The sequence below is a fragment of the Kitasatospora griseola genome (assembly GCF_044999035.1).
Lineage (GTDB): Bacteria > Actinomycetota > Actinomycetes > Streptomycetales > Streptomycetaceae > Kitasatospora > Kitasatospora griseola.
The window spans coordinates 1,926,876-1,949,509 of sequence record NZ_CP173360.1 but is presented as its reverse complement, the minus strand read 5'-3'; the positions used below and the strand labels follow the sequence as shown (position 1 = coordinate 1,949,509).

23 protein-coding genes and 1 pseudogene are annotated in these 22,634 nt (G+C 74.6%); 6 read left to right on the top strand and 18 right to left on the bottom strand.

From position 1 onward, the window contains the following. Window positions 1–179: 179 nt before the first annotated feature. The 4 genes from ACI1MP_RS08975 to ACI1MP_RS08960 all read right to left on the bottom strand — a co-directional run bounded on the left by ACI1MP_RS08975 (window position 180) and on the right by ACI1MP_RS08960 (window position 2,807). A complete protein-coding gene (locus ACI1MP_RS08975) occupies window positions 180–863 on the bottom strand; it encodes a ribonuclease H (RefSeq protein WP_380342093.1) in 684 nt (227 codons plus the stop codon). 245 nt (window positions 864–1,108) lie between these two features. Beyond that, entirely contained in the window at window positions 1,109–1,510 is a 402-nt protein-coding gene (locus ACI1MP_RS08970) for a roadblock/LC7 domain-containing protein (RefSeq protein WP_380342092.1), read from the bottom strand. Continuing rightward, window positions 1,507–2,451: a hypothetical protein gene (locus ACI1MP_RS08965; RefSeq protein WP_404868275.1), complete on the bottom strand. Its 945-nt coding sequence runs from the start codon at window positions 2,449–2,451 to the stop codon at window positions 1,507–1,509. Before ACI1MP_RS08965 ends, ACI1MP_RS08970 begins: the two co-directional genes overlap by 4 nt. Continuing rightward, complete coding sequence (locus tag ACI1MP_RS08960; RefSeq protein ID WP_380342087.1) at window positions 2,448–2,807, bottom strand: hypothetical protein; 360 nt, start codon at window positions 2,805–2,807, stop codon at window positions 2,448–2,450. The genes ACI1MP_RS08965 and ACI1MP_RS08960 overlap by 4 nt, the downstream gene beginning before the upstream one ends. A gap of 142 nt (window positions 2,808–2,949) precedes the next feature. Between ACI1MP_RS08960 and ACI1MP_RS08955 the strand changes: the two genes are divergently transcribed. Next, window positions 2,950–3,318, top strand: a complete 369-nt coding sequence (locus tag ACI1MP_RS08955) for a hypothetical protein (RefSeq protein ID WP_363471437.1) — start codon at window positions 2,950–2,952, stop codon at window positions 3,316–3,318. Between the two features lie 234 nt (window positions 3,319–3,552). Here the strand turns inward: ACI1MP_RS08955 and ACI1MP_RS08950 are convergent, their stop codons facing one another. The 3 genes from ACI1MP_RS08950 to ACI1MP_RS08940 form a co-directional block, all read right to left on the bottom strand. Next, window positions 3,553–4,593 (bottom strand): NAD(P)-dependent alcohol dehydrogenase, encoded by a 1,041-nt coding sequence (locus tag ACI1MP_RS08950; RefSeq protein ID WP_404868274.1) that lies wholly within the window; start codon window positions 4,591–4,593, stop codon window positions 3,553–3,555. A 163-nt stretch (window positions 4,594–4,756) separates the two neighbouring features. Then, on the bottom strand, window positions 4,757–5,002 hold the full coding sequence (locus ACI1MP_RS08945; protein ID WP_404868273.1) for a hypothetical protein: 246 nt from the start codon (window positions 5,000–5,002) through the stop codon (window positions 4,757–4,759). Further along, complete coding sequence (locus ACI1MP_RS08940) at window positions 4,999–6,156, bottom strand: anion permease (protein ID WP_404868272.1); 1,158 nt, start codon at window positions 6,154–6,156, stop codon at window positions 4,999–5,001. Before ACI1MP_RS08940 ends, ACI1MP_RS08945 begins: the two co-directional genes overlap by 4 nt. 213 nt (window positions 6,157–6,369) lie before the next feature. On the opposite strand from ACI1MP_RS08940, the gene ACI1MP_RS08935 reads away from it, so the two are divergent. Then, on the top strand, window positions 6,370–7,434 hold the full coding sequence (locus tag ACI1MP_RS08935; protein WP_387991246.1) for an NAD(+)/NADH kinase: 1,065 nt from the start codon (window positions 6,370–6,372) through the stop codon (window positions 7,432–7,434). A gap of 7 nt (window positions 7,435–7,441) precedes the next feature. Here the strand turns inward: ACI1MP_RS08935 and ACI1MP_RS08930 are convergent, their stop codons facing one another. Further along, the gene (locus ACI1MP_RS08930) at window positions 7,442–7,987 is read right to left on the bottom strand and encodes a PadR family transcriptional regulator (protein ID WP_404868271.1); all 546 of its coding nucleotides are present in this window, start codon (window positions 7,985–7,987) and stop codon (window positions 7,442–7,444) included. 110 nt (window positions 7,988–8,097) lie between these two features. On the opposite strand from ACI1MP_RS08930, the gene ACI1MP_RS08925 reads away from it, so the two are divergent. The 3 genes from ACI1MP_RS08925 to ACI1MP_RS08915 all read left to right on the top strand — a co-directional run bounded on the left by ACI1MP_RS08925 (window position 8,098) and on the right by ACI1MP_RS08915 (window position 11,138). After that, a complete protein-coding gene (locus tag ACI1MP_RS08925) occupies window positions 8,098–8,862 on the top strand; it encodes an alpha/beta fold hydrolase (RefSeq protein WP_380336062.1) in 765 nt (254 codons plus the stop codon). 137 nt (window positions 8,863–8,999) lie between these two features. Then, entirely contained in the window at window positions 9,000–10,391 is a 1,392-nt protein-coding gene (locus tag ACI1MP_RS08920; RefSeq protein ID WP_380336065.1) for a sensor histidine kinase, read from the top strand. Window positions 10,392–10,430: 39 nt separating this feature from the next. Then, window positions 10,431–11,138, top strand: coding sequence for a response regulator (locus tag ACI1MP_RS08915; RefSeq protein ID WP_404868270.1), 708 nt, complete (start codon window positions 10,431–10,433; stop codon window positions 11,136–11,138). A 132-nt stretch (window positions 11,139–11,270) separates the two neighbouring features. Here ACI1MP_RS08915 and ACI1MP_RS08910 read toward each other — a convergent pair. Continuing rightward, window positions 11,271–11,504, bottom strand: a pseudogene (locus ACI1MP_RS08910) (phosphatase PAP2 family protein); the annotation flags it as partial. On the opposite strand from ACI1MP_RS08910, the gene ACI1MP_RS08905 reads away from it, so the two are divergent. Continuing rightward, entirely contained in the window at window positions 11,398–11,835 is a 438-nt protein-coding gene (locus ACI1MP_RS08905; RefSeq protein ID WP_404870886.1) for a hypothetical protein, read from the top strand. The pseudogene ACI1MP_RS08910 and the gene ACI1MP_RS08905 overlap by 107 nt on opposite strands. Window positions 11,836–11,933: 98 nt before the next feature. On the opposite strand, the gene ACI1MP_RS08900 is transcribed toward ACI1MP_RS08905, so the two are convergent. From ACI1MP_RS08900 to ACI1MP_RS08860, 9 genes are all read right to left on the bottom strand, one after another. After that, window positions 11,934–12,596 carry a response regulator gene (locus ACI1MP_RS08900; RefSeq protein ID WP_380336070.1) on the bottom strand — a complete coding sequence of 221 codons (663 nt, stop codon included), beginning with the start codon at window positions 12,594–12,596 and terminating at the stop codon, window positions 11,934–11,936. Next, window positions 12,593–13,675, bottom strand: coding sequence for a sensor histidine kinase (locus ACI1MP_RS08895; protein ID WP_380336072.1), 1,083 nt, complete (start codon window positions 13,673–13,675; stop codon window positions 12,593–12,595). The genes ACI1MP_RS08900 and ACI1MP_RS08895 overlap by 4 nt, the downstream gene beginning before the upstream one ends. Before the next feature lie 103 nt (window positions 13,676–13,778). Beyond that, complete coding sequence (locus ACI1MP_RS08890; RefSeq protein WP_404868269.1) at window positions 13,779–15,614, bottom strand: ABC transporter ATP-binding protein; 1,836 nt, start codon at window positions 15,612–15,614, stop codon at window positions 13,779–13,781. Between the two features lie 110 nt (window positions 15,615–15,724). Continuing rightward, entirely contained in the window at window positions 15,725–15,853 is a 129-nt protein-coding gene (locus ACI1MP_RS08885; RefSeq protein WP_363471413.1) for a hypothetical protein, read from the bottom strand. Window positions 15,854–15,885: 32 nt separating this feature from the next. Next, window positions 15,886–16,014, bottom strand: coding sequence for a class III lanthipeptide (locus ACI1MP_RS08880; protein ID WP_198520459.1), 129 nt, complete (start codon window positions 16,012–16,014; stop codon window positions 15,886–15,888). A gap of 92 nt (window positions 16,015–16,106) precedes the next feature. Beyond that, a complete protein-coding gene (gene lanKC / locus ACI1MP_RS08875; protein ID WP_380336080.1) occupies window positions 16,107–18,674 on the bottom strand; it encodes a class III lanthionine synthetase LanKC in 2,568 nt (855 codons plus the stop codon). A 138-nt stretch (window positions 18,675–18,812) separates the two neighbouring features. Then, window positions 18,813–19,997 (bottom strand): ferritin-like protein, encoded by a 1,185-nt coding sequence (locus ACI1MP_RS08870; protein WP_404868268.1) that lies wholly within the window; start codon window positions 19,995–19,997, stop codon window positions 18,813–18,815. After that, the gene (locus ACI1MP_RS08865) at window positions 19,994–21,952 is read right to left on the bottom strand and encodes a GMC family oxidoreductase (protein ID WP_404868267.1); all 1,959 of its coding nucleotides are present in this window, start codon (window positions 21,950–21,952) and stop codon (window positions 19,994–19,996) included. Before ACI1MP_RS08865 ends, ACI1MP_RS08870 begins: the two co-directional genes overlap by 4 nt. After that, window positions 21,949–22,593 (bottom strand): hypothetical protein, encoded by a 645-nt coding sequence (locus ACI1MP_RS08860; protein WP_404868266.1) that lies wholly within the window; start codon window positions 22,591–22,593, stop codon window positions 21,949–21,951. The genes ACI1MP_RS08865 and ACI1MP_RS08860 overlap by 4 nt, the downstream gene beginning before the upstream one ends. Window positions 22,594–22,634 lie beyond the last annotated feature (41 nt).

Below are 22,634 nucleotides of genomic sequence, written 5' to 3'. Positions count from 1 at the left end.
GCCCGTCGACACCGAGCCGATCGAGCGGGGAACCCGCCTGCGCGTGAAGACGCCGAAGGGCCGCCCCGCCTTCATCACCGTCGGCAGGCCCACCAGCGACGCGTACACCGGCACGGCCCTGGTCCGGGAGGCCACGGGTGGCCCCGAGCAGAGTCCTCCGTGGCCGCCGCAGCGAGGTGTCAGTGGGCGGTGGCGCAGTCCGGGTGGCCCCAGCCGGAGCCGACCTTGGTGATGGTGGCGCCCTTGGGGTAGGCGGTGCCGCACGGGCAGGTCCCGGGGAAGCGGGCGGCGAGGGTACGGCCGGTGGACTTGGTGGCGGTCTTGGCGGCGGTGGGGCGGCGGCGGGGCTTGGCCGCGGTGGCGGTGCTGGTCTGCGGGTCGGGTTCGGGCAGGTCGGAGGCGGTGCCGGAGGCGCCCTGCTGGGTGCGGGCGGCGTCGCTGGCGGCCTTGTCGGCGACGGCGTTCAGCGGGTCGCCGTCGACCTGGTGGGCGGCGACGTAGACGAAGGTGACGTCGCGGCCGGTCAGCAGCGCGTCGATGCGCTGGATCAGCTCCTGGTTGGCGACGGGCTTGCCCGCGGCGGTCTTCCAGCCGTTGCGCTTCCACCCGGCCAGCCACTTGGTGACGGCGTCGCGGGTGTAGGTGCTGTCCAGCCGCACCTCCAGCGGCACGGCGGGGTCGATGGAGGCCAGCAGCTGCTGAAGGGCCGTCAACTCGCCCACGTTGTTGGTGCTGTGCCCGAGCGCCCCGGACTCCCAGCGTTGCGGCACGGCGGCGCTGTCGGCGACCACGTACGCCCAGCCCGCCGGCCCGGGGTTGCCCTTGGCTGCTCCGTCACATGCGGCAATCACTCGTTCGACCATGTGTCGATCATGCCAGCCGGCGCGCCGTCGCCCGGTCGCTGGAAGCCGCCGCGGCCCCATTCACGCCACGCCCGGAGCCCCCTCGTGACCGTCACCCGCCCCGCCCGCACCGCGCTGCTCGCCGCGGCGACCCTCGCCGCCGTCCTCGCCCCCGCCGCCGAAGTCGCCGTGGAACAGCGGCCGGCGGCAGGCGGCCCGGCAGCGGGCGAGGACGCGGTGCCGGGGCCGGTGGAGCCGCGGTCGGGTCAGGCCGTGGTCAGGTCCGCCGGGGCCATGCCGAGGAGTTCGGCGAGGCGGTGGATCGTCGCCGGGGACTCGCGGTGCAGGGCGGCGATGTCCAGGCCCTCGTCGCCGAGGATCATCAGCAGGGCCCGGTCGCCGATCGCCAGCACCACGGTGTAGCCGCCGTTGCACCGGGTGACGACGTCGCGCAGGCCGCCCAGGCCGACCTCGTTGGCCGTGCGTTGGCCGAGGCCGAGCATCGCGGCGGAGAGCGCGGCGGCGGACTCGGCGTGGACGGTGGCGGTGTCGGCGGCCACCAGGAGGCCGTCGGCGGTCGCGACGACGCTCTCGGCGATGCCCATGACCCGTTCCCGGAGGGACTTCAGCTCGGCTTCGAGCGCGGTCGGCGTGATCTGGCTGCTCATCGTGCGTTCTTCTCGCTCTTCTCGTGTGCTGCGGTCGGCTCGGCGGGCGCGGACAGCGCGCCCCGTGCGGGTGTCCCGGTGCGGGCGGCCGTCGCGCCGAGGGGCTGTTCGCCCCGGACCCGGCGGGGCAGGGGCCCGTCGCTGATCGGCGGCGGCCCGCTGGGAGGGGTGCGCGGGGCGACGCTCGGTACGCCGGGAGCGGCGGTCGCGGGCTCCCGGTGGAGCAGGTGTCCGGCATCCATCCGGACGAGGTCGAGCATCACCGCGAACACCCCGCGCCCGAGGGCGAAGGCGAGGTCGCGGGCGGTGCGCCGGCCGGTGGCGGCGACGAGGATGTCCCGGTGGCGCGCCGAGGTGCGGGCCACGGCCGTCCCGGCCTGCGCCGACGGGCGGATCCGGACGGCGGCCAGTTCGCGCGGCGGGCTCCCGAGGCGGGTCAGCAGGGAGATCCGGCGGGCGGTCTCCTCGGACAGCTGACCGGGTTCGACGCCGGGACGCAGCGCGATCCTGGCGGGCAGGTCCGCCTCGGCGGCCTGCCAACTGCCGGGCCGGCCCAGCGCCAGCGCGAACGCGCCGTCGAAGACCGCGGCCGCGCAGACGGTTTCGAGCTCGGCCGCGCCGATCGCTCCCTGGGCCACCAGCACCGCGCCGAGGTCGGCCGGCCGGCCGCCCGGCGAGGCCGAGCCCGCGGCGGCCTCGGCGGCGGCCCACTGGGCCTCGCCGATCCGGCCGGACTTGAGCAGCAGGGTCTCGACGGCGGGCGCCCCCGGGGTCTCGACCGCCGTGACCAGCCCCTGTTCCAGCCGGATCGTGCCGCCGGGCGTGCCGGAGACCAGCACCGAACCGGTGAAGCGGGCCTGGCGCAGCGTCAGCAGCAGGTCCGGCACGCTGTGCGCGGCGGGCGGAGCGGACGGGGTGTCGAGGTCCGGCTCACCCGTCATGCCAGCAGTTCCCTTGCCTGATCGGCGGTCTGACGGACGGCCAGCGCCAGGTTGGTCCGCGTCCGGTCCAGGACGGTGGCCAGCAGCAGCGGGTCGCCCTGCCGGGCGATCAGCTGAACGACCTGATGGTGGCGAGTGGTGCTGACCACCAGGCTCTCCACCTCGCCCTCCGCCCCCGCCGCGCGCAGCCCGTCGTCGACCAGGCCCACCAGTTCGGCGAGTTCGGCCGCGGTGCCGAGCAGCCGGTGCTCGCCGATGGAGGCGTGGCCGAGGCCCGACACGGCGTCGGCGACGACGGCGCCGACCACCCCGGGGGAGTCGAGTACCGCGGAGAGCGACGTTTCGAGCGCGCGCACCAATACCCCCTCGTTCCCCAACTCCTGTGCAGCGTACTTTATTCGCCAATTCCGTGCGGTGACCAGAGCGGGTTCCTGTTGCTACTTTGTCCACCTGCATCCGGGAGTCCTGCCCGGAAGCCATGCAAAGAACGGACAGCTCATGAACATTGACAGCGCGCTCGCGGATGCGATGAGCATCGAGGGCGCCCTCGGGGCGGCCCTGGTCGACTACGAGAGCGGAATGTCGCTCGGGTTTCTCGGCGGGAGCCAGCAGCTCGACCTGGAGGTCGCGGCCGCCGCCAACACCGAGGTCGTCCGGGCGAAGATGCGGGCCCTGGCCGTGCTGTCGATCGACGACGCCATCGAGGACGTGCTGATCACCCTCAGCACCCAGTACCACCTGATCCGCCCGCTGGCGGACAGCCAGGGCTCGCTCTTCCTCTACGTCGCGCTCGACCGGTCGCGTGCCAACCTGGCCCTGGCCCGACACAGCCTCAAGCGGATCGAGTCCGCCCTGGCCATTCGGTAGCCCGAACAATGGGGGCCGGACACGGCGATTCGATGACCGAAAGGTCATGATGCGGAATTCCGGTGGCGAACACCTCGGCCGTACGGTGAACAACCGGGCCGCGTGACGTTTCGATGACTGTACGTCATATTCGCCACCGGGCCTTTCGGTCGAATGGACCGGGGCGCGGACCGTCATCCGTCCGAGTGGTTCGATGCCGGACCCCGCCATGGGCGCGGCCTTATGGCCGGGATGTCAGAGGGTCGCGGCGTCGACGACGAAGCGGTAGCGGACGTCGCCCGCGAGCACCCGGGCGTACGCCTCGTTGAGCTGGTCGGCGCGGATCGTCTCGATCTCGGCCGCCACGTCGTGCTCGGCGCAGAAGTCCAGCATCTCCTGGGTCTCGGCGATGCCGCCGATGCCGGAGCTGCTCATGCTGCGCCGGTTGCCGCTCAGCGCGCGGAGGTCGACGGGCAGCGGCTCCTCGGGGAGGCCGAGATTGACCATCGTGCCGTCGGTGCGCAGCAGGGAGAAGAAGGCGGGGTAGTCGAGCGGCGCGGAGACGGTGTTGAGGATCAGGTCGAAGCGGCCCCGGAGCTCCTCGAAGGTGGCCGGGTCGGCGGTGGCCAGGTAGTGGTCGGCGCCGAGCCGCAGGCCGTCGTCCTTCTTGCGCAGGGACTGCGACAGCACGGTGACCTCGGCGCCGAGCGCGTGCGCGAGCTTCACGGCCAGGTGGCCGAGGCCGCCGAGGCCGACGACGGCGACCTTCCGGCCCGGGCCGGCGTTCCAGTGGCGCAGCGGCGAGTAGGTGGTGATGCCGGCGCAGAGCAGCGGGGCGGCGGTGTCGAGCGCGAGGGCGTCGGGGAGGCGGACGACGTAGTTCTCGTCGACGACGATCGTCTGCGCGTAGCCGCCGTAGGTGAGCCCGCCGTCCCTGCCGACGGCGTTGTACGTCCACACCGGGCCGTCGGCGCAGTACTGCTCCAGTCCGGCCCGGCAGTTCTCGCACACCCGGCAGGAGTCGACCATGCAGCCGACGCCGACCCGGTCGCCGACCTCGAAGGTGCTCACCCCGGGGCCGACTTCGGCGACGATCCCGGTGATCTCGTGTCCGGGGACCATGGGGAAGGAGGCGGCGCCCCAGCCCTCGCGGACCTGGTGGATGTCGGTGTGGCAGATGCCGACGAAGGCGATGTCGATCAGCACGTCGTGCTCGCCGACCGGGCGGCGCTCGACGAGCGTGCGTTCCAACGGGGCGTTGGCGGCGGGTGCGGCGTAGGCGGTGACGGTGGCCATGGGGGTTCGTTCCCTTCGTTCCGGACCGGCCCGGCGGGCCTGCGGTGAGCCGGGCGGCCCGGGCGGTCACGGAGAGCAGGGGCGGATCTCGGTACACCTGTACGACACCGCTACCGCGGGCCGTCCGCAACGCGGCGCAGCGTCCCGGGCCCCGGCAGGTCCGTCACCGGTGGTTGACGATGACGGAGACGCCCCAGCCGATCGCGGCGAGCACCACGGCGAAGATCAGCCCGGCCAGGGTGCGGCCGAGCGGTCCGGCGGTGGGGCGGTCGGTGGCCGGCCGGCCGGGGAGGGGCGCCGGGTTGAGCAGGCGCAGGCCGAGGGCGAACAGGGCGGGCAGGCCGGCGCCGGTGAGCAGGCCGACCACGACGATCCGCCAGAGCGCGTCCAGGTTGATCCAGGAGTTCACCGGCTGACCTCGTCGGTCCTGGTGGGCTCGGGCGCCACCGTGCCCGTCCACGCGGCGTTGACGTTCTCCGCGGTGACGGCCGGGTAGCGGGACGCGACGAAGAGGGCCACCGACGCCAGGACCAGCGCCACGAAGATCACCACCACGCCGGCCGTCCCGCCGATGCCGTTCGCGATCCAGTAGGCCACCGCGCCGACCAGGGCGGCGGCGGGCAGGGTCAGCAGCCAGGCCACCACCATCCTGCGGGCGAGCTGCCAGCGCACCCGGGCTCCGCTGCGGCCGACCCCGGAGCCGAGGATCGATCCGGTGGCCACGTGCGTGGTGGAGAGCGAGTAGCCGAAGTCGGTGGAGCTGAGGATCACGGCGGCCGAGGCCGATTCGGCGGCCATCCCCTGCGGGGGTTCGATCTCCACCAGGCCCTTGCCCAGGGCCCGGATCACCCGCCAGCCGCCGATCCAGGTGCCGAGCGCGATCGCCAGCGCGCAGGAGAGGATCACCCAGTCCGGGGCCTTCGACCCGGGGGGCAGGGTGCCGTTCGCGATCAGGGCCAGCGTGATGACGCCCATGGTCTTCTGCGCGTCGTTGGTGCCGTGGGCGAGCGAGACCATCGACGCCGAACCGACCTGCCCGTACCGGAACCCGCGCCCGCGCGGGCCCTCGGGGACGCCGCGGGTGAAGCGGTAGACCAGGACGGTGCCGGTCGCGGCGACCGCGCCGGCGATGAACGGCGACAGTGCCGCGGGCACGATCACCTTGGAGACCAGGCCCTGCCACTTGACGGCCGAGAAGCCGGCCGCCGCCACCGTCGCGCCGATCACCCCGCCGATCAGCGCGTGCGAGGAACTGGACGGGATGCCGAGGTACCAGGTGGCCAGGTTCCACAGGATGCTGCCGGTCAGGCCGGCGCAGACCACCGTCAGGGTCACCTCCCCGGTGGCGACCAGCCCGTTGGCGATGGTCGCGGCCACCGCGGTCGACAGGAACGCCCCGACCAGGTTCAGCACCGCCGAGACGGCGACCGCGACCCGGGGCGGGAGCGCCCCGGTGACGATCGAGGTCGCCATCGCGTTGCCGGTGTCGTGAAAGCCGTTGGTGAAGTCGAAGCCCAGCGCCGTCGCCACCATCAACGCCAGGACCGCGTCGTTGCCGGTCACGGGACCGAACCTACCGCGCGGGCACGCTCCGGCCCCGGTCCCGGGACGGCCCGGCGCGCCGGTGCGGCCGACCCGCGGACCGGGCCGGCACGTACGGCATGTCGGCGGCCCGATCGCGAGCCGGGATCCCAGGATTGACGGGGTGACAGTTCGCGACCCCCGGCATCCTGGCCGCCCGGGTCGGTGGGACGGGGCAACGGGACGAGGTCCAGCATGGCCGTGCAGCGCGTCGGACTGGTGGTCCACCGGGGCCGGGCCGCCGCCCGGGAGGCGGCGGGAGTCGTGCTCGGGTGGTGCGCGGCGCACGGCGTCCCCTGCACCGAGATCGACGTGTGGTCGCGGGACCACCGGCGTCACTCCGGACGCGAGGAGGCCCAGGCCGCCGGCGAGCCGGACCTGGTGGTCACCCTGGGCGGGGACGGGACCTTCCTGCGCGGCGCCCGGATCGCCGTGAAGACCGGCGCCGCCGTGCTCGGCGTCGACCTCGGCCGGGTCGGCTTCCTCACCGAGGTGCCGGCCTGCGACCTCGCCACCGCCCTCGACACCGTCCACGCCGGCCACGCCCCGGTCGAGGAGCGCATGACGCTGACCATGCGGGCCTCCCGGCCGCCCGAGGTGCCCGCCGACCTCGGGCCGTTCCTCGACCACGGACGCGGCCCCACCCTGCCGCCCCCGCCGACCCGCCCGGAGCCCGTGGCCGGCGACGGCTGGGGCGTGCCGCTGGACGTCAACGCCCTGAACGACGTGGTGGTGGAGAAGCTCGCCCGCGACCACCAGGTCGGCGCGGGCGTCTACGTCTCCGGCCGGCTGCTGGCCGCCTACTCCGCCGACGCCCTCGTGGTCGCCACGCCCACCGGCTCCACCGCGTACAGCTTCTCCGCCGGCGGGCCCGTGCTCTCCCCGCACATGGACGCCGTCGTCTTCACCCCGATCGCCGCCCACATGACCTTCAACCGCACCGTCGTGGCCGCCCCCGACGAGCCGGTCGCGCTGCGCATCCTGCCGCACTCCGGCCGTGCCGCGGTCAGCATCGACGGCCAGCTCCGGGGCGTCCTCGACCCCGGCGACTGGATCGGCGTCTACCGGGCCCCGCAGCGCGTGCGACTGGTCCGGCTCCGGCCCACCGACTTCTACGGCCGGCTCCGGGACCGCTTCCGGCTCACCGACGCGCCCGCCGCCGCGACCGACGGCGAGTCCGCCCCGTTCTTCCGCCCCGACTCCTGCGTCCCCCCGGACCTGGCGGGCCTGCGGCTGGCCCCGCCCGCTGCGGCCCGCTGAGGTCGCCTCAGTCGCGGGGCGGTGCCGGGGAGTCGTCGAGGCCGGCGAGGACGTCGTGCAGCCAGGCGAGTTCGGCCTCGGTGGTCGCCCGGGCGATCAGCAGGATGCCGCTGCGGAACGGGTCGGTGATCTCCTCCGCGCGCAGCGGCCGGGCCCCGTCGTAGAAGAAGCTGGCGGGTTCGCCGAGGAAGGCGAGCCGTCGGCGGAGCACGGCGGCCTGTTCGGCGGGGTCGTGGAGGTGGCGGAGGAAGGCCAGCACGGTGAACCAGCGGTTCTCGTCGCTGATGTCCAACTGCTCGGGCGTGCGCAGGCGTTCGAGGAGTGCGGCCCGCCCGGCGGGGGTGAGGTGCAGGGTGTGGCGGGGGGCGGCGACCGAGCCGGGCTCGGTCTCGCGGACGAGCAGGCCGTCGGCCTCCAGGCGCTTGATCGCCGGGTAGAGGGTGCCGTCGCTGATCGGGCGGATGTGGCCGGTGAGGGCGGCCAGGTGGCGGCGCAGTTCGTAGCCGTGCAGCGGCCGGTCGTGGAGGAACCCGAGGATCGCGAGCTTGAGCATGGGTCCATGCTGTCAGATCAGTGGATCACGGCCGCGTTATATCGATAGCGCGATACCTCGACGTCGAGGTATGGTCGCGCCGTTCCGACATCGAGCAAGGAGAGACGCCCGTGCGCCATGCCCCCGTGACCCCGAACGGCGACCGGATCCGCTGGGTGGAGCTCCCCGGTGCCGAACCCGCCCGGCTCTACCTGCACGGGCTCGGCGCCAGCTCGCCGGTGTACTGGGCCGCCGCAGCCGCGCACCCGCTGCTGACCGGCCGGCGGTCGCTGCTGCTCGACCTGCTCGGCTTCGGCATCAGCGACCGCCCGACGGACTTCACCTACACCCTGGAGGCCCACGCGGACGCCGTGGCGACCGCGTTGGACGCCGCCGGGGTGACGGGCGCCGAGGTCGTCGCGCACAGCCTGGGCGGCGCGGTGGCGGTGCTGCTCGCCGCCCGGCACCCGCGGCTCGTCTCGCGACTGGTCCTGGTGGACGCCGCGCTCGACCCGGCCCCGCCGGTACCCCGCCCCGGCAGCAGCGCCATCGAGACCTGGACGGAGGAGGAGTTCCTCGCCGACGGCTGGCGGCGGACGGAGCACCGGGTCGGCCCGGCCTGGTGGGCCACGATGCGCCTGGCGGGGCGCGAGGCGCTGTACCGGACGGCGGTGCACCGCGCGCGGGGGACGACGCCCGCGCTGCGCGACCAGCTCCGGGGCCTGCCCGTCCCGCGGACGTTCCTCCACCCGGCCGCCGACGGCGCGCCCGCCGACGCCGAGCGGCTGACGGCCTCGGGCGTGGTCGTCCGGGCGGTCCCGGACTGCGGCCACAACATCATGCTCGACAACCCCGAGGCCTTCGCCCGCGCCACCGCCGACGCCCTGAACGGCTGACGCTGAACCGCCGACGCCCTGAACGGCTGACGCCCTGAACGGCTGACGCCCGCCCTCCGCGGCAGCTCGGTGCGCCCGACTGCGGTATGACTTTCGACGGATCCGGGCGGCCGGGTGCGCCCCGTAAGGTCGTCGGCATGCGAAAGAGCGGGGCAGCACTGCCGGTGGCGGCGGCGATCGGGATCGCGCTGGGCATCGCCCACCTGTGGTGGGCGCTGCCCGCCGCCGTCCTGGCGTTCCTGCTGGGCCTGCGGCGGGAACAGGTCCGGCCCGCCGCCCAGGTGTTCGCCGCGCTGGCCGGGGTCGCCGTGCTGGCCGTGGGCGTGGTGCCCGGGTGGATCGTCCTGGGCACCCGGTTCATCGTCGTCGCCGTCGGCGCGGGCATGACGCCCTGGCTGCTGGGGCGGTACTGGAGCCAGTCCCGGGAACTCGCCCGGGCCGGCTGGGAGCGCGCCGAACGCCTCGAACACGAGCAGCGGCTGACGGCCGAACAGGCCCGGCTGCGCGAACGCGCCCGCATCGCCCGCGACATGCACGACGCCCTCGGCCACGACCTCAGCCTGCTCGCCCTGCGGGCCGGCGCCCTCACCCTCGCCCCCGACCTCGCCGAACCCCACCGCGCCGCCGCCCGCGACCTCCGGGCGGGTGCCGCCGCCGCGGTCGAGCGGCTCGGCGAAGTCATCGGCGTCCTGCGCGAGGACGACACCGCCGCCCCCGGCGACGGACCCGCCGACACGGCCGTCCCCGACCTGCTCGCCGCGGCCGCCGCCGCCGGGCTTCCCCTGACCACCCGGATCACCGGCAGCCCCGACGGCCTGCCCCGCGCCGTCGAACACGCCGCCCACCGGGTGGTGCAGGAAGCGCTCACCAACGCCGCCAAGCACGCCCCGGCCGCGCCCGTCACCGCCACCGTCGACTACACCCCCGACGAGGTGCGGATACGCGTCGCCAACGGGCCCAGCTCCGCGCCGCCGGGGCCCGGCAGCGGGCAGGGCCTCGCCGGGCTCGACGAACGCGTCCGCCTCGCCGGCGGCCGGCTGAACGCCGGGCCCGCACCCGACGGCGGCTTCCAGGTCGCCGCCCGGCTGCCCCGCACCGCCGCCCCGGTCGCCCCGGCCGGACCCGCCGCGCCCCCGCGGCCCGCGCCCGCGCTGCGCGAGGCCCGCCGCCGCACCCGCCGCGCCCTGCGCGCCGCGCTGATCGTGCCGCTCGCCACCGCGATGACCCTGACCGTCGCCCACCGCGCCTGGACGTACCACCTGGTCCACCGCTCGGTCCTCGACCCCGCCGTGTACGCCGACCTGCGGGTCGGACAGGACCGCGCCGAGCTCGACGCCCGCCTGCCCGACCGCCGCCTGCCCTACCGGCCGACCGCCGGGCCCGGCGCGCCGCCGCCCCCGCCCGGCGACGGCGTCCGCTGCGACTACTACGCCGTCACCGCCGACCTCTTCGTCGACCGGGCCGGGGACGCCTACCGGCTGTGCTACCAGGACAGCCGCCTGGTCTCCCGCGACCTGCTCGCCGCCTGACCCGCGCCCCCGCCCCACCCCGTACCGAAGGAGCCCACGATGGCCGCCGCGCCGATCCGGGTACTGCTCGCCGACGACGAACCGATGATCCGCGCCGGACTGCGCGCCGTGCTGGCCACCGACCCCGCGATCGACGTGGTCGCCGAAGCCGGCGACGGACGCGAGGCCGTCGACCTGGCGCTGCGCCACCGCCCCGACGTCGCCGTCCTGGACATCCGGATGCCCCGCCTCGACGGGCTCGCGGCCGCCGCCGAACTGCGCCGCTGCGGCGCCGCCACCGGGGTGCTGATGCTCACCACCTTCGGCGAGGACGACTACATCCTGCGGGCGCTGGGCGGCGGCGCGAGCGGCTTCCTGGTGAAGTCCGGCGAGCCCGAGGAACTGCTCGCCGGTGTGCACGCCATCGCCTCCGGCGCCGCCTACCTGTCACCCAAGGTGGCCGCCCGGGTGGTCGCCCACCTCGCCACGACCGGCGCCGGCGGCCCGGCCGGGCGGCGCGAAGCGGCCCGGGAACGGGTGGCCGCCCTCACCGCCCGGGAACGCGACGTGCTCGCACTGGTCGCCGCGGGACTGTCCAACGGGCGCATCGCCCGCCGGCTGGGCGTGGTCGAAGGCACCGTGAAAGCCCACGTCAGCTCGATCCTGGCCCGCCTGGACGTGCCCAACCGGGCCGCCGCCGCGGTCCTCGCCCACGAAGCCGGACTGCCCGCCGCCGAGCCCGGGGGAGCCGGCCCGGCCCCGGTCTGACGGCGCCACCAGCGCGCCCAGCAGCGGCACGCCCGCCGCCGCCCGGACCGCCCGCACCGCCGCCGGACGGGCGACGGCCAGCAGCGCCGCCACCACCGCCGCGCCCAGCGCCGCACCCGCCAGCACGTCGTGCGGGTAGTGCACGCCCGCCGCCACCCGCAGCCCGGCCGTCGCCGCGCCGACCGGCAGCGCGAGCACCGCCAGGCGCGGCCGCGCCAGCGCCAGCCCGACGGCCAGCGCGGCGGCGAGCGTGGCGTGGTTGCTGGGGAACGACCAGTCCCCGGGCGGCGGGCACTGCGCCGCGACCTCCGCCGGAACGGCCAGGGCCCGGCAGGGGCGCTCCTCGCCCAGCGCCGTCTTCAGCACCTCGCTGAGCGCGTACGCCGCCACCGTCCCGCACGCGACCAGCGCCAACGCCGCCACGGTGGCCGCCGACCGGTTCCGCGCCCGCCACCAGCACACCGCCCACAGCGCGCCCAGCACCAGCAGCCCGACCTCGGTGGCGAGCTTCGGCAGCCCGGCCGGCAGCGCCTCCGCGAGGTGCCGGTACCCGGTGGCGGACCAGCCCGGCGCGGCCCCGCCGCCGGGCGGCGCCAGCGCGGCGACGGCGCCGGCGCCGGAGCCGAGCAGGGCCGCGGCGAGGCCGGGACGGCGTCGCGGCGGGAGGCGGTGGGAGCCGGGGTCGGTCGCTCGATGAAGGTGCGTCATGAGGCGGACGGTAGGCGGCCGCCGGGGCCGGGGGCCCGGCCCGAAGGTCCAGGCGCACCCCTGACCAAGGTCGGGGTTGACGCCAGGTCAGCCGTGGGGTCCGGCGAGTTGGAGGCGGTCCTCGCGGACGCGGGCGGCCAGGTCGAGTTTGGTGAAGGTGGGGCGGCCGACCCGCTGGTACTTCTCCTTGACCTGGTCGAGGTACCACTTGGCGGTCTGCGGGCTGATGCCGGCCCGGCGGGCGGTCGCCTTGAGGGTGAGGCCGGAGGCGTAGTCGAGCAGGACCTGGAGTTCCCGGGGCGCGAGCCGGGGGCGTTCCGGGCGGTCGTCGTGGGCCAGCGCGAACGCCATCTCGGGGGAGTGCACGGCCCGGCCCGCGGCGACCTCGCCGATCACGTCCACCAGGCGGTCGAGGGCGTGGTCCTTGGTCAGGTAGCCGGCCGCGCCGGCGGCGATGGTGTCCACCACGTCGGCGGGTGCGGCGTGGGTGCTGATCACCAGGACACGGGGTCCGGCGGCGCACAGCCGGGTGACGTTCGACTCGGGTGCCGAGCCGTCCCGCAGCAGCAGGTCGAGCAGGACGACGTCCGCCTCGCGGCCCGGTCCGGCGAGCAGGTCGCCGACCGTCGGGGCGCTGGCGAGCAGCCGTAAGCTCGGGACCTTCTCCAGCCAGGAGCACAGGCCGTCCAGCAGCATCCGGTCGTCGTCCACGGCCGCCACCCGGATCGCGTCGCAGGGTCTGTCCGTCATGCGGGCCACCTCAGTTCCACCAGGGTGCCCTCGCCGGGGGCACTGTCCACGGCGGCCGCGCCGCCGATCTCCTTCATCCGGCTGTGGATCGACTGCCGCAGACCGGTGCCGGCGGCCCGGGTCAGTCGGGTGTCGAAGCCGCAGCCGTCGTCCGCCACGGTGACGGCGATGCCGTCGCCCTGCCCGGTGGCGGTCAGGTGGGCGGTCGACGTGCCGGCGTGGTGACGGACGTTGTTCAGCGCCTCCGTGACGGCCGCTCCCAGCGAGCTGGCCACCGGGGCGGGCAGCGCGGGCAGGGCGTGGTACCGGGCGCTGACGGTGAGGCCGATGCCCTCGGCGGCGGTCACCGCCTGTTCCAGCACCTCGCCGGCGGCGACCTCGCCGCCCTGCCCCTCCTCCTCGTCCAGGCGCTGGATCAGCCGCCGCAGGTAGGAGGCCTCGCGGGCGCAGCGCTCGCGGAACGGCGGCGCGGTGGGGTCGATCCGCTGGTGGGCGATGGCGGTCAGGGTGGCCAGCACGGTGTCGTGCAGGGCCCGGTGCTGGGCGACCCGTTCGGCGCGGCGGGCCCGGGCGGCCTCGGCGCGCACCGCCCGTTCCCGGGCCTCGTCCAGTTGGACGCCCTGGCGGTGCAGGTAGCGCCCAAGGACGTAGGCCAGCAGTGCGGAGGACACCAGTGAGACCAGGTGGCCGCCCAGCGCGCGGGCCGCACCGGCCTGCAGGCAGCAGGCCGTGTGCACGGCCACCACCAGGGCGATCGCGCCGGCCGCCGCCCGCTCGGGCAGTCCGGCCGCCGCCGCGGCGGTCGCCGAGCTGCCCAGCAGCATCACCCAGGAGCCGGCCTGGGCGATCGGTGCGGTGCCGGTCGCCTGTGCGAGGACGGGGACCAGGCAGCCGGCCAGCAGGATGTCGCACCAGAGCCGGTAGCGGCCGAACTCGCCCTGCCGCCAGCCGGGGAGGAACAGGACCGCGCTGCTGGCCAGTGACGCCCCGAAGAGCAGCAGCGCGATTCCGCCGCCACCGGCCGCGGCCACACCGTTGAGCAGATGGCTGGCCCGGTACAGGCCGGTGGCCAAGAGCATGAACTGCCGGGCCCGCTGCAGCCCGGATCCCAGCCCCGATCCCAATGAGACCCCCTGGCCACGAGTTGACGGGGGCTAAGTTGATCTCGAAACATGACCGCCGTCAAGATCCTGTGACGACAGGGGAGTTGATCGGTCCGGAAGGTGATGCTTCGGTGAGCAGCTGCTGCGCGGCCAGCTGGGCGTAGAGCGGGTCGGAGCGCAGCAGCTCCTCGTGGGTGCCCACCGCCCGGACGGTTCCGGACTGCACCACGGCGATCCGGGCGGCGTCGCGCACCGTGGACAGCCGGTGGGCGACGGCGAGGACGGGCATCCGGGCGGCGAGGTCCTGCACCACGGAGCGCAGCGCCGCCTCGTTGACGGCGTCGAGCTGCGAGGTCGCCTCGTCGAGGAGCAGCAGGCGGGGGCGGCGCAGCAGGGCCCGGGCGATGGCGATCCGCTGGCGTTCGCCGCCGGAGAGCGAGACGCCGCGGTACTGCACGGGGGCGTCCAGGTCGCCCCCGAGGCGGGTCAACAGGCCGTCGAGCCGGGTGAGTTCGAGGACTCCGTGGAGCTCGGCGTCGGTGGCCCGGTCGGTGGCGTAGGCGAGGTTCTCGCGCAGCGATCCGGCCATGACGGGGGCGTCCTGCTCGACGTAGCCGATGACCGAGCGCAGCCGGTGCAGGTCCCAGTCCCGCACCTCGGCGCCGTCCAGCAGGATCGAGCCGGCGTCCGGGTCCCAGAAGCGTTCGACGAGGTTCAGCACGGTGCTCTTGCCGGCGCCGGACGGCCCGACCAGGGCGGTCAGGCCCACCGCGGGCACGGCGAGCGAGAAGTCGCGCAGCACCGGGTCGGGGCCGCCGGGGTAGCGGAACGAGACCCGGTCGAAGACCACGGCCGGCTCGCCCGGCCCGGCGGACGCGGCGGACGCGGCGGGCGCGGCGGGCGAGCGCGGGGGCTCCGGCGGCAGCCGGGTGATCTCGCCGATCCGCTGGAGCGCCGCCCGCCCGGTCTGCGCGAACGCGACCACCCCGACCAGCGACATCACCGGCTCGGTGAGGAAGAAGACGTAGAGCAGGAACGCCACCAGGGTGGCGACCGGGATCGCGCCGTAGGAGACCCGCAGCGCGCCGACGCCGAGCACCACCAGGAAGACCAGGTGCACGGCCAGCAGGGCGGCGGCGTTGGCGGTGGAGTCCCAGCGGGCCCGGACCACGCCGTGCCGGTACGCCCGCTCGGCCGCGTCGGCGACCCGCCGGGCCTCCGACTCCTCGGTGCCGCACGCCTTGACGGTGGTGAAGGCGGTCAGCGACCGGTCCAGCACGGCGCCCATCTCGCCGACCGAGTCCTGCGCGCCGATCGACGCCCGGCGGATCCGCGGCATGACCAGCCCGAGCGCGCCCAGCAGCAGCGCGATGGCCAGCACGCTGGCGCCCAGCAGCACCGGGTCCAGGACGGCCATCATGACCAGCGCGCCCAGCGTCATGACCAGGCCGGTGACGGCCTGCACCAGGGTCTGCTGGACCACTTGGCGCAGCAGGGTGGTGTCGCCGGTGACCCGGGCCATCAGGTCGCCGGGGGTGGCGCGGCGGAAGGCGGTCATCGGCAGGCGCAGGACGTGCGCGGTCAGCTGCCGACGGGCCGTCAGCACGGCGCCCTCGGCGGCCGAGCTCAACTGGTAGCCGCCGTAGGCCGAGGCGGCCGCGCCGACCACGACCAGGGCCATCAGCGCCAGCAGCGGCCGGGCGGCGCCGCGCAGCGGGTCCGAGCCGCCCAACAGGTGCTGCACGACCAGCGGTTGCACCAGTCCGACGGCGCCGGAGAGCAGCAGCAGCAGACCTGCCGTCAGCAGTCGCCGGCGCTCGGGGGCCACGTAGCGGCGCAGTTCCGTCAGGGCCTCGCGGAGCGTCGGTTCGGGGGCCCGCGGTGCGCCGGCCGGAGCCGGCCCGGTGTCGACCATCCGGATGTGCCTTTCCCCTCGTGCGTAAAGTGGAGCCGGGCGGCATCCGGCAGTTGAGGTCTGTCGGATGCCGCCCGGGGCTGCCGGTCACCGATCAGGAGATCGGGTGATCAGGCGATCTGGCAGCTGGAGGAGCACTCACTGAACCGGCTGATGAAGCTGCCGATGGTGGTGACGGCCAGGCCCTCGGCGGACCCGGCGCTCTCCGGCAGGCCCTGGAGGGCGAGAACAGCGTTCATGTCGAGTCCGTCCTTCCGGTGGAGGGCGTGGGTCACGCCGGGCGGCAGCTGCTGGAGCAGGAGCTGTACAGGCTGATCAGGCTGCCGAGGCCGGAGAAGCCGGGGGTCTCGATGGCCTCGGTGGTCTCTTCCAGGGCCTGCAGGGCGATGACGGCGTTCATGTCGGGTCCTTCCTTCCGTGCGGTGGTGAACCGTCGACCCGCGGGACTGCGGGGGACGGTGACCGGTCACCGGCGCTGCCGGGGACCGGAGTTCAGTGGGGGGCCGGGGCGGGGAGCAGGAGTGCTCCCGGCCCGTCGAGCACCCTGGTGAGGGCGAGCAGGACGCCCGCGCTGCCGGACGCGAGGTCGGCGGTGTACCGCTCCTGGCCGCCGGCCAGCACCCGCAGCCCGGAGGGGTGGCGGACGGCGTACTTCGCCAGGCCGGTGGCGATCCGCACCGCGACCTGCTGCTCGGCGGCGTCACCGGTGCGGTGGGCGTGCTCGGCGAGGGCGTACGCCCAGCCCGCGACGCCCAGGTAGAGGCCGGGTTCGGCCGCGCAGGTGAGGCGGCACATGGTGAGCACCCGGGGCAGGGCGGCGGTGCAGCGTTCGTCGCCGGTCACGGCGGCCAGCCGGGTCAGTGCGAGCGCGACGCCGGCCGAACCGACGGACAGGTAGGGCAGGTTGCGGATCCCGGAGTCGTCCCGGAAGAGCAGCCCGTCCGCGCCGCCGTCCACCGCCCGGTCGAGTTCGGCGTGCATCAGGTCGACGGCGCCGTCCAGGTAGCGCCGCTCGCCGGTGTACTCGCCGAGCGCGGTCAGGAACAGGGCGGTTCCGGCGAGCCCGGTGGCCAGGCCCGCGATGCCGGCGTCGGACCGGACGACGTCCCGGTGCTGTCCGACGAAGGTGTCGCCGAGCTTGGTGGCGGTGACCAGCCGCTGGTCGCCGCCGTACCGGGCGTGCAGGTCGAGGTGGACCAGGCCGATGCCGGCGGCGCCGTTGCCGAGGTGGGCGGAGTTCAGCGCGAGCGGATGCTGCAGCGAGGTGTGCAGGAGCTGCTCGGCCTCCTCGGCCAGGCCGAGTTCGGCCATCACCCAGGCCAGACCGGCGGTGCCGGCCTGCAGGCCCGGCGGCATGGTGCCGGCGTTCGCCAGCACGTCGCGGCGGAACCGGGCCAGCACCTCGTCGGGGATCGGTACGCGGGCCTGGTGCAGGGCGTGCAGCACGCCGGCCGTGCCGTGCTCCAGGCAGTGGGTGTTCGCCGCGTAGCCGCGCGGCGAGGGCGGGAACAGCCAGTCCGGTCCGTCCGGCCTGGCCATCGCGAGCAGGCCCGCGGCGATGCCGTCGCGCAGCGCGGCCAGCGCCCGCTGCGGGTCCTCGTCCAACTCGGCTGCGGTGGGCAGTTCATGGCTGCCCGTCACGTCCGGCGTGGCCGTTCCGTGGTACCTGGTGGCGGTGCGCCAGAGCGCCTCCGGGACGGGCACCTGCTGTTCGAGGTCGCGGAGGTACAGCTCCGCCCGGCCGCGCGGGTCGCGCTCCAGCGGCTGGCTGAGCGGGAACAGCGCGCACAGGGCCAGGCCGGACAGGCCGTACTCGTCGTTGTCGACGCCCGCCTCGCGCAGCGGCCGCGGCGGGGTGTACCCCGGCGTGCCGAGCGGGGACGGCGGCTCGGTGAGCAGCGTCGAGGTCTCGAAGTCGATCAGGCGGACCGTCAGGTCCTCCAGGACGACCACGTTGCCGTGGCTGAGGTCGCCGAACCGCATGCCGATCGCGTGCAGCCGGTCGATCTTCTCCCGCAGGCCCGCCATCAATTGTTCCACCTTGGCGAGGTAGGCCGAGTGGCGTTCGGCCTCCACCCCGAGCCGGCCCATCACGGTGTTCCCGGCGACCCACTGCAGGAAGCCGGTGCCCTCGACGAACTCGGCGACCAGGAAGTCGTGCTCCCACTCGGTGAAGTAGTCGACCGGCTCGGGGCAGAGCCCGGGGGCCCGCTCGTGGATCAGCTGCAGCATGGCGTACTCCTTGCGCAGCCGGTCCCGGGAGTCGGTGTCGTCGCCGATCAGGCCGTTGTGGGCCCGGGCCTCCTTGATGAACACCGTCCGGCCGGTTTCGGTGTCGACGGCCCGGTAGGTGCCGCCGCCGTTGCTGTGCCGGATCACCTTGTTGATCTCGAACCGGCCGCCCAGCAGGATCGGCCCGGTGTGCGGTTCGGCCGGCAGGGCGAACGGGTCCTCGATGCCGGCCGGCAGCACGAACTGCGCGGACCGCACGTCCGGGACGTCGTTGCCGTGCCCGTCCCTGATCAGGTGCAGCCTGGTGCCGTCGAGCTGGGTGAGGGTGCGGGTCAGGTAGGCGCCGTAGCGGTAGTAGACCACCCCGGTGTCGCCGTACCGCCGGTCGGAGAGCACGTACGGACCGACCTCGTCCTTCAGCTCGACCGACAGCCGGTCCAGCAGCCGCCGCGCGCTGTCGGCGTCCGGCGGGTAGATCGCGCAGAACTTGCCGGCCTGCGAGCGCGCCGCGTGCTTGTGGTGCATGGTCTCGAAGAACAGCCGGTTCGCCAGGTGCTTGAACGCCAGCCCTTCCTCGAAGCAGATCCGGGCGACGGTGTCGAGGGTGAACTGCAGCCGCGGCAGGACGGTGGAGACGTGCACCTTCCAGCCCTGCTCTGCGATCACCGGCTCGGCGGGCTGCCAGTGCATCCACACCCCGTCGGCGGTGCCGCGCCACCCGTCCGGCACCTCACCGGGCCGGTAGCGTTCGCCCACCTCGGGGGCCCGCTCCAGCGGAACGTAGAACTCCCGGTCCGCCAGCGTCAGCCAGAAGTCGAGCACCGCCACCTCCGATGATTTCTGCTCCCGGAGTCCGCTTCCCGGGGGCAGGGATGACGTTATGCGGGTGACGTGGATCACCTGTACCCCCCTCTTTGGGGGGCTTGGCCCGCGGCGCTCGACCTGGCCGGTCGACGGTGGGAAGGGTCAGGCGAAGGCCTCCGCGGAGTCGGAGGCGAGGCCCGCCAGGTCGACCGGTTCGCCGGTCCGGAGGGACGCCGCCGCGAGGTTGCGGGCGACCTCCGCGTCGGCCGCGTCGAACTGGGAGTCGGTGATCTCGAAGGTGGCGCTGGCGAAGCAGCCCCTGGCGGCGAGCGCCGGGTCGGGGTGCGGGTTGCGGTACAACTGCGCGGCTCTGTCGCGGAGTTCGAGCATGGTGGGGACGGCCGGCGCCAGGTGGCGGGGGTGGCCGTTGAACGCCGAGTCGAGGTAGCGCAGCAGGACGGCGTAGCGGGAGTTGAAGGCGACGGCCTGCTCGTAGACGGCGCTGGTCCGCTCGTACACCCGGTAGTCGGCGACCTTGGAGTCGCCGTGGATCGGGTAGGCGCCGTCCCAGTCGACGTCGATCAGCGGGCCGCTCGGCCGGTCCCCGGGGCGGTCGTGCGGGCCGTAGCTGCGGCCGGTACAGATCTCGTTGAAGCGGAACCAGTGGGCGAGTTCGCGTTCCTCGCCGAAGATCTCGTTGCTGTTCCAGATGGTGTCGTGGACGCCCTCGCCCTGCTCGGTGACGGTCTCGATCGCCAGCAGCGCGCCGGCCAGGTCCTCGACCGGGAAGACCTCGCCGCCGGAGTTGTAGAAGTCCTCCGGGCCGACCTGCCGCTCCGGCCCGCCGGTGAACACCCGGTCGTGGCCGAGCGTGCGGACCAGGTGCTCCAGACCCTCGCGGACGGTGTCGTAGAACTGCCCGATGGAGGTCCAGCCGGCGCCCGGGGCGGTCGGCGGCGTCATGCTCCTGGGCTGCTCGATCCGCAGGAAGGTCTTCAACGCGGCGGGGGAGAAGTGCTGCAGCCCGATCGACGGGACGCTCTCGCCGCTGAACGGCAGCCTCGCCGGGTACTCGGCGACGACCCGGGAGTCGACCACCGGGGCGCCGCCGACCGCGTTGAGCAGGTTGGCGACCAGCGTCATGTGGAGCATCTCCTCCATCACGACGGCGCGGATCCCGTAGAAGGCCGCGGTGTTGGTGCCGGCGCGGATGGTGTACAGGCCGGTCAGGTAGACCGGAATGGTGAGGTGCTCGACCTCCAGGGCCGCCTGCAGGCAGGTGCGCAGCTTCTCCAGCGTGTCGGGGACGGCGAAGCCCGCCTTCTCCAGCGCGAGAGCGGTTCTCATGCGGGTACCTCCGCTTCGTCCGCCGGGCGGACGTCGGCCGGCCGCCGGTCGAGGACCAGGTCCTGGTGGATCTGCTCGGCGCTGCGCAGGGCGAGGGCCAGCATGGTGAGAGTGGGGTTGCTGGTGCCGATGGACGGCATGCTGCCGCAGCCGACGGCGTACAGGTTGGGGTGCTCCCAGGTGCGCTGGAACGCGTCGACCACGGAGTCCCTCGGGGAGCTGCCCATGACGTGCGTCCCGGCGCCGTGCCCGGCGCCGCTGTAGGCCAGGTCCAGGGTCGTCCCGTCGACGGTGTGGGTGAAGTGGCCGAGCGGCGGAACGCCGTCGCGGGGCGCGTGGTTCGTCCAGTCGGTGGCGTCGAGCTGCTGGAAGATCCGTGCGGCGACCAGCCGGGCCGCGTACACGCCGCTCCGGGTGTGCGGGTCGAGGTCGTAGGTGAGGACCGGGCGCAGGTTGCCCGTCGCGTCGCGGTGGCGGCGGTCGAGGGTGACCCGGTTGCCGGGGTTCGCCGACTGCTCGACGGCGATCTGCAGTTGGAGCTGACGGCCGATGGTGGAGCCGAGCAGCCGGCGCAGCTCCGGGCCGAAGACGCCGTCGGGGCGGATCTCGCCCTGCTGGTCGCCGCCGACGCCGAGGGCGGTGGCGACGTTGCTCATCGGCGCGCCGGTGGCCCAGCCCCAGCCCCAGTTGCCGATCTCGATCCGGAACGGGGCCCGCCGCCGGCGTCCCTCCCCGAACCGGAAGACCTCCCAACCCGAGGTGTGGCCCGGCCCGCGGAACGGGCCGACGGGTCCTCTCCGCTCGTCCGCCAGCGCCCAGTTGAGGACGGTCGGGTGGTCCATCAGGTTGCGGCCGACCTGGTCGCTGCCGTTGGCGAGGCCGGAGAACAGCAGCAGGCGGGCGTTCTCGATCGCGTGCGCGGCGAGCACGACGACGCCCGCCTCGACCACGTACGACCGGCCGACCGGCGAGGCCGGGTCGGTGTAGGTGCGGAACTCCACGCCGCTCACCCGGCCGCCCATGGTCGGGCCCGCCAGGCGGACCCGGGTCACCACGCAGCGGGTGGCCGTGGTGACCGTGCTCGGGAAGCGGGCCTGCTGGCGCAGCGGGTGGGACTTGGCCTGCACCGGGCAGATCGGCACGCAGCTGGCGTTGCCGACGCAGCGCTCGCCGTAGTTGGGCAGGCCGACGGCGCTCGACGGCCGGTAGGGCCCCGGCCGGTAGTCCGGGTTCGGCGTCGAGTTGCGGGCCTGCGGCAGGCTGTGGACCTTCAACGGGTACTGCTCGTCGGCGACTTCGTCCCGGATCGGGGTGCCGTCGAGGGCCGTGCAGTACCGGTCGATCCAGCTGGCCGGGATCTGGTGCATCGGGAAGACGTAGTCGGGGTCCGTGACGACGCCGAGCTCGCGCTGGCCCTCCGCGTTCCCCGCCACGCCGATCTCGAACTCGGCCCGGGCGTACCAGGGTTGCAGGTCCGCCGCGGTGATCGGCCAGTCGCGGCCGTAGCCGAAGCGCTCGTTGGTGGCGAAGTCCTCGGGGTGCATCCGCGGCACCGCCCCGAGCCAGTGCATCGCGGCGCCGCCCAACTCCCGCAGGTAGTCGGTGCCGTACGGCAGCCGGCCGTTCTGCACGAAGTAGCCGTTGGCGGTGTACTCCCGCTCGCCCGGCTTCGGGTCGCGCACCGGGGCCAGGTCGAGGACGTCCGGGAAGGGCGCGGCGACGCTGCGCCGGTAGCCGGAGTTGGGCACCTTGGCGACAGCGGAGTAGAAGGTGGAGAGCGAGTCGAGGTAGCCGGGCCAGGTCTCGGTGCCGCCGTTGCCGGCCTCCAGGACCAGCACCTGCCAGCCGCGCTCGCCGAGGTCCTTGGCGAGCAGGCTGCCGGCCCAGCCGCCGCCGACGATGACGACGTCGTAGCGCCGGCGGACCGCCTCGTCCGCGCCGACGGTCCCGGTCATGCGCGCTCCCGCGGGGCGTCGGGCCGCTCGGCGGCGGTGGGCACGGCGGACGGCGGAATGTGGCCCGCGGCGCGCAGGCCCGGCAGCAGGTGCCCCGGTACGGCGTTCAGTGCGACCTCGGCGGTCAGCCCGGCACGGAACGGCAGTTCGCCGAGACCGAGATCCTGACGGAGCGACAGAAAATCCGGCTGTGCCGGGGGTTGGACCGACCAGGTGCCGTACCCGGGTGGCTTGGCGCCGCCCGGATGTCCGTGGAAGGTCCGCCAGACCAGGCCCTCGACGTACGCCTCCGGCGCGACGACGAACTCCTCGTTGGCCGGTTGGCGGCGCAGTGCCGCGTGGGCGGCCGGCGCCAGGCGCGGCCAGGCGCCGGTGTGCCACAGGTAGGTGACGGCCCGGGCCACTTCCAGGTGGACGGGGGACAGGCTCTGCGGACCGCCCCCGGCCGCGACGGCGGCGGTCCAGGCGGCCCAGAACTCGGCGAACCGGTCCGGGCCGACCTGCTGCCGGGCGGTCTCCAGGTAGCGCTCGGCCATGCCGGTGGCGTACAGGTCGAACTCGGAGAACCCGGTCAGCGGTACGCACAGCTCGACGAAGTCCTGAACGTCCGTCGTCACGGCGGGACGTGTGGGATCGGACATCACGCTCCTCTCTCGCGGGGAGGTCGCCCGGCGCGGGGCGG

What these genes read in the sequence shown, in the direction of transcription:
- ACI1MP_RS08970 (WP_380342092.1), bottom strand. Translation starts at nt 1,510, where the DNA reads ATGAGCAGCCAGATCACGCCGACCGCGCTCGAAGCCGAGCTGAAGTCC.
- ACI1MP_RS08950 (WP_404868274.1), bottom strand. Translation starts at nt 4,593, where the DNA reads ATGGCCACCGTCACCGCCTACGCCGCACCCGCCGCCAACGCCCCGTTG.
- ACI1MP_RS08930 (WP_404868271.1), bottom strand. Translation starts at nt 7,987, where the DNA reads ATGCTCAAGCTCGCGATCCTCGGGTTCCTCCACGACCGGCCGCTGCAC.
- ACI1MP_RS08865 (WP_404868267.1), bottom strand. Translation starts at nt 21,952, where the DNA reads ATGACCGGGACCGTCGGCGCGGACGAGGCGGTCCGCCGGCGCTACGAC.
- ACI1MP_RS08880 (WP_198520459.1), bottom strand. Translation starts at nt 16,014, where the DNA reads ATGAACGCCGTCATCGCCCTGCAGGCCCTGGAAGAGACCACCGAGGCC.
- ACI1MP_RS08975 (WP_380342093.1), bottom strand. Translation starts at nt 863, where the DNA reads ATGGTCGAACGAGTGATTGCCGCATGTGACGGAGCAGCCAAGGGCAAC.
- ACI1MP_RS08885 (WP_363471413.1), bottom strand. Translation starts at nt 15,853, where the DNA reads ATGAACGCTGTTCTCGCCCTCCAGGGCCTGCCGGAGAGCGCCGGGTCC.
- ACI1MP_RS08915 (WP_404868270.1), top strand. Translation starts at nt 10,431, where the DNA reads ATGGCCGCCGCGCCGATCCGGGTACTGCTCGCCGACGACGAACCGATG.
- ACI1MP_RS08965 (WP_404868275.1), bottom strand. Translation starts at nt 2,451, where the DNA reads ATGACGGGTGAGCCGGACCTCGACACCCCGTCCGCTCCGCCCGCCGCG.
- ACI1MP_RS08955 (WP_363471437.1), top strand. Translation starts at nt 2,950, where the DNA reads ATGAACATTGACAGCGCGCTCGCGGATGCGATGAGCATCGAGGGCGCC.
- ACI1MP_RS08920 (WP_380336065.1), top strand. Translation starts at nt 9,000, where the DNA reads ATGCGAAAGAGCGGGGCAGCACTGCCGGTGGCGGCGGCGATCGGGATC.
- ACI1MP_RS08890 (WP_404868269.1), bottom strand. Translation starts at nt 15,614, where the DNA reads ATGGTCGACACCGGGCCGGCTCCGGCCGGCGCACCGCGGGCCCCCGAA.
- ACI1MP_RS08895 (WP_380336072.1), bottom strand. Translation starts at nt 13,675, where the DNA reads ATGCTCTTGGCCACCGGCCTGTACCGGGCCAGCCATCTGCTCAACGGT.
- ACI1MP_RS08870 (WP_404868268.1), bottom strand. Translation starts at nt 19,997, where the DNA reads ATGAGAACCGCTCTCGCGCTGGAGAAGGCGGGCTTCGCCGTCCCCGAC.
- ACI1MP_RS08935 (WP_387991246.1), top strand. Translation starts at nt 6,370, where the DNA reads ATGGCCGTGCAGCGCGTCGGACTGGTGGTCCACCGGGGCCGGGCCGCC.
- ACI1MP_RS08860 (WP_404868266.1), bottom strand. Translation starts at nt 22,593, where the DNA reads ATGTCCGATCCCACACGTCCCGCCGTGACGACGGACGTTCAGGACTTC.
- ACI1MP_RS08900 (WP_380336070.1), bottom strand. Translation starts at nt 12,596, where the DNA reads ATGACGGACAGACCCTGCGACGCGATCCGGGTGGCGGCCGTGGACGAC.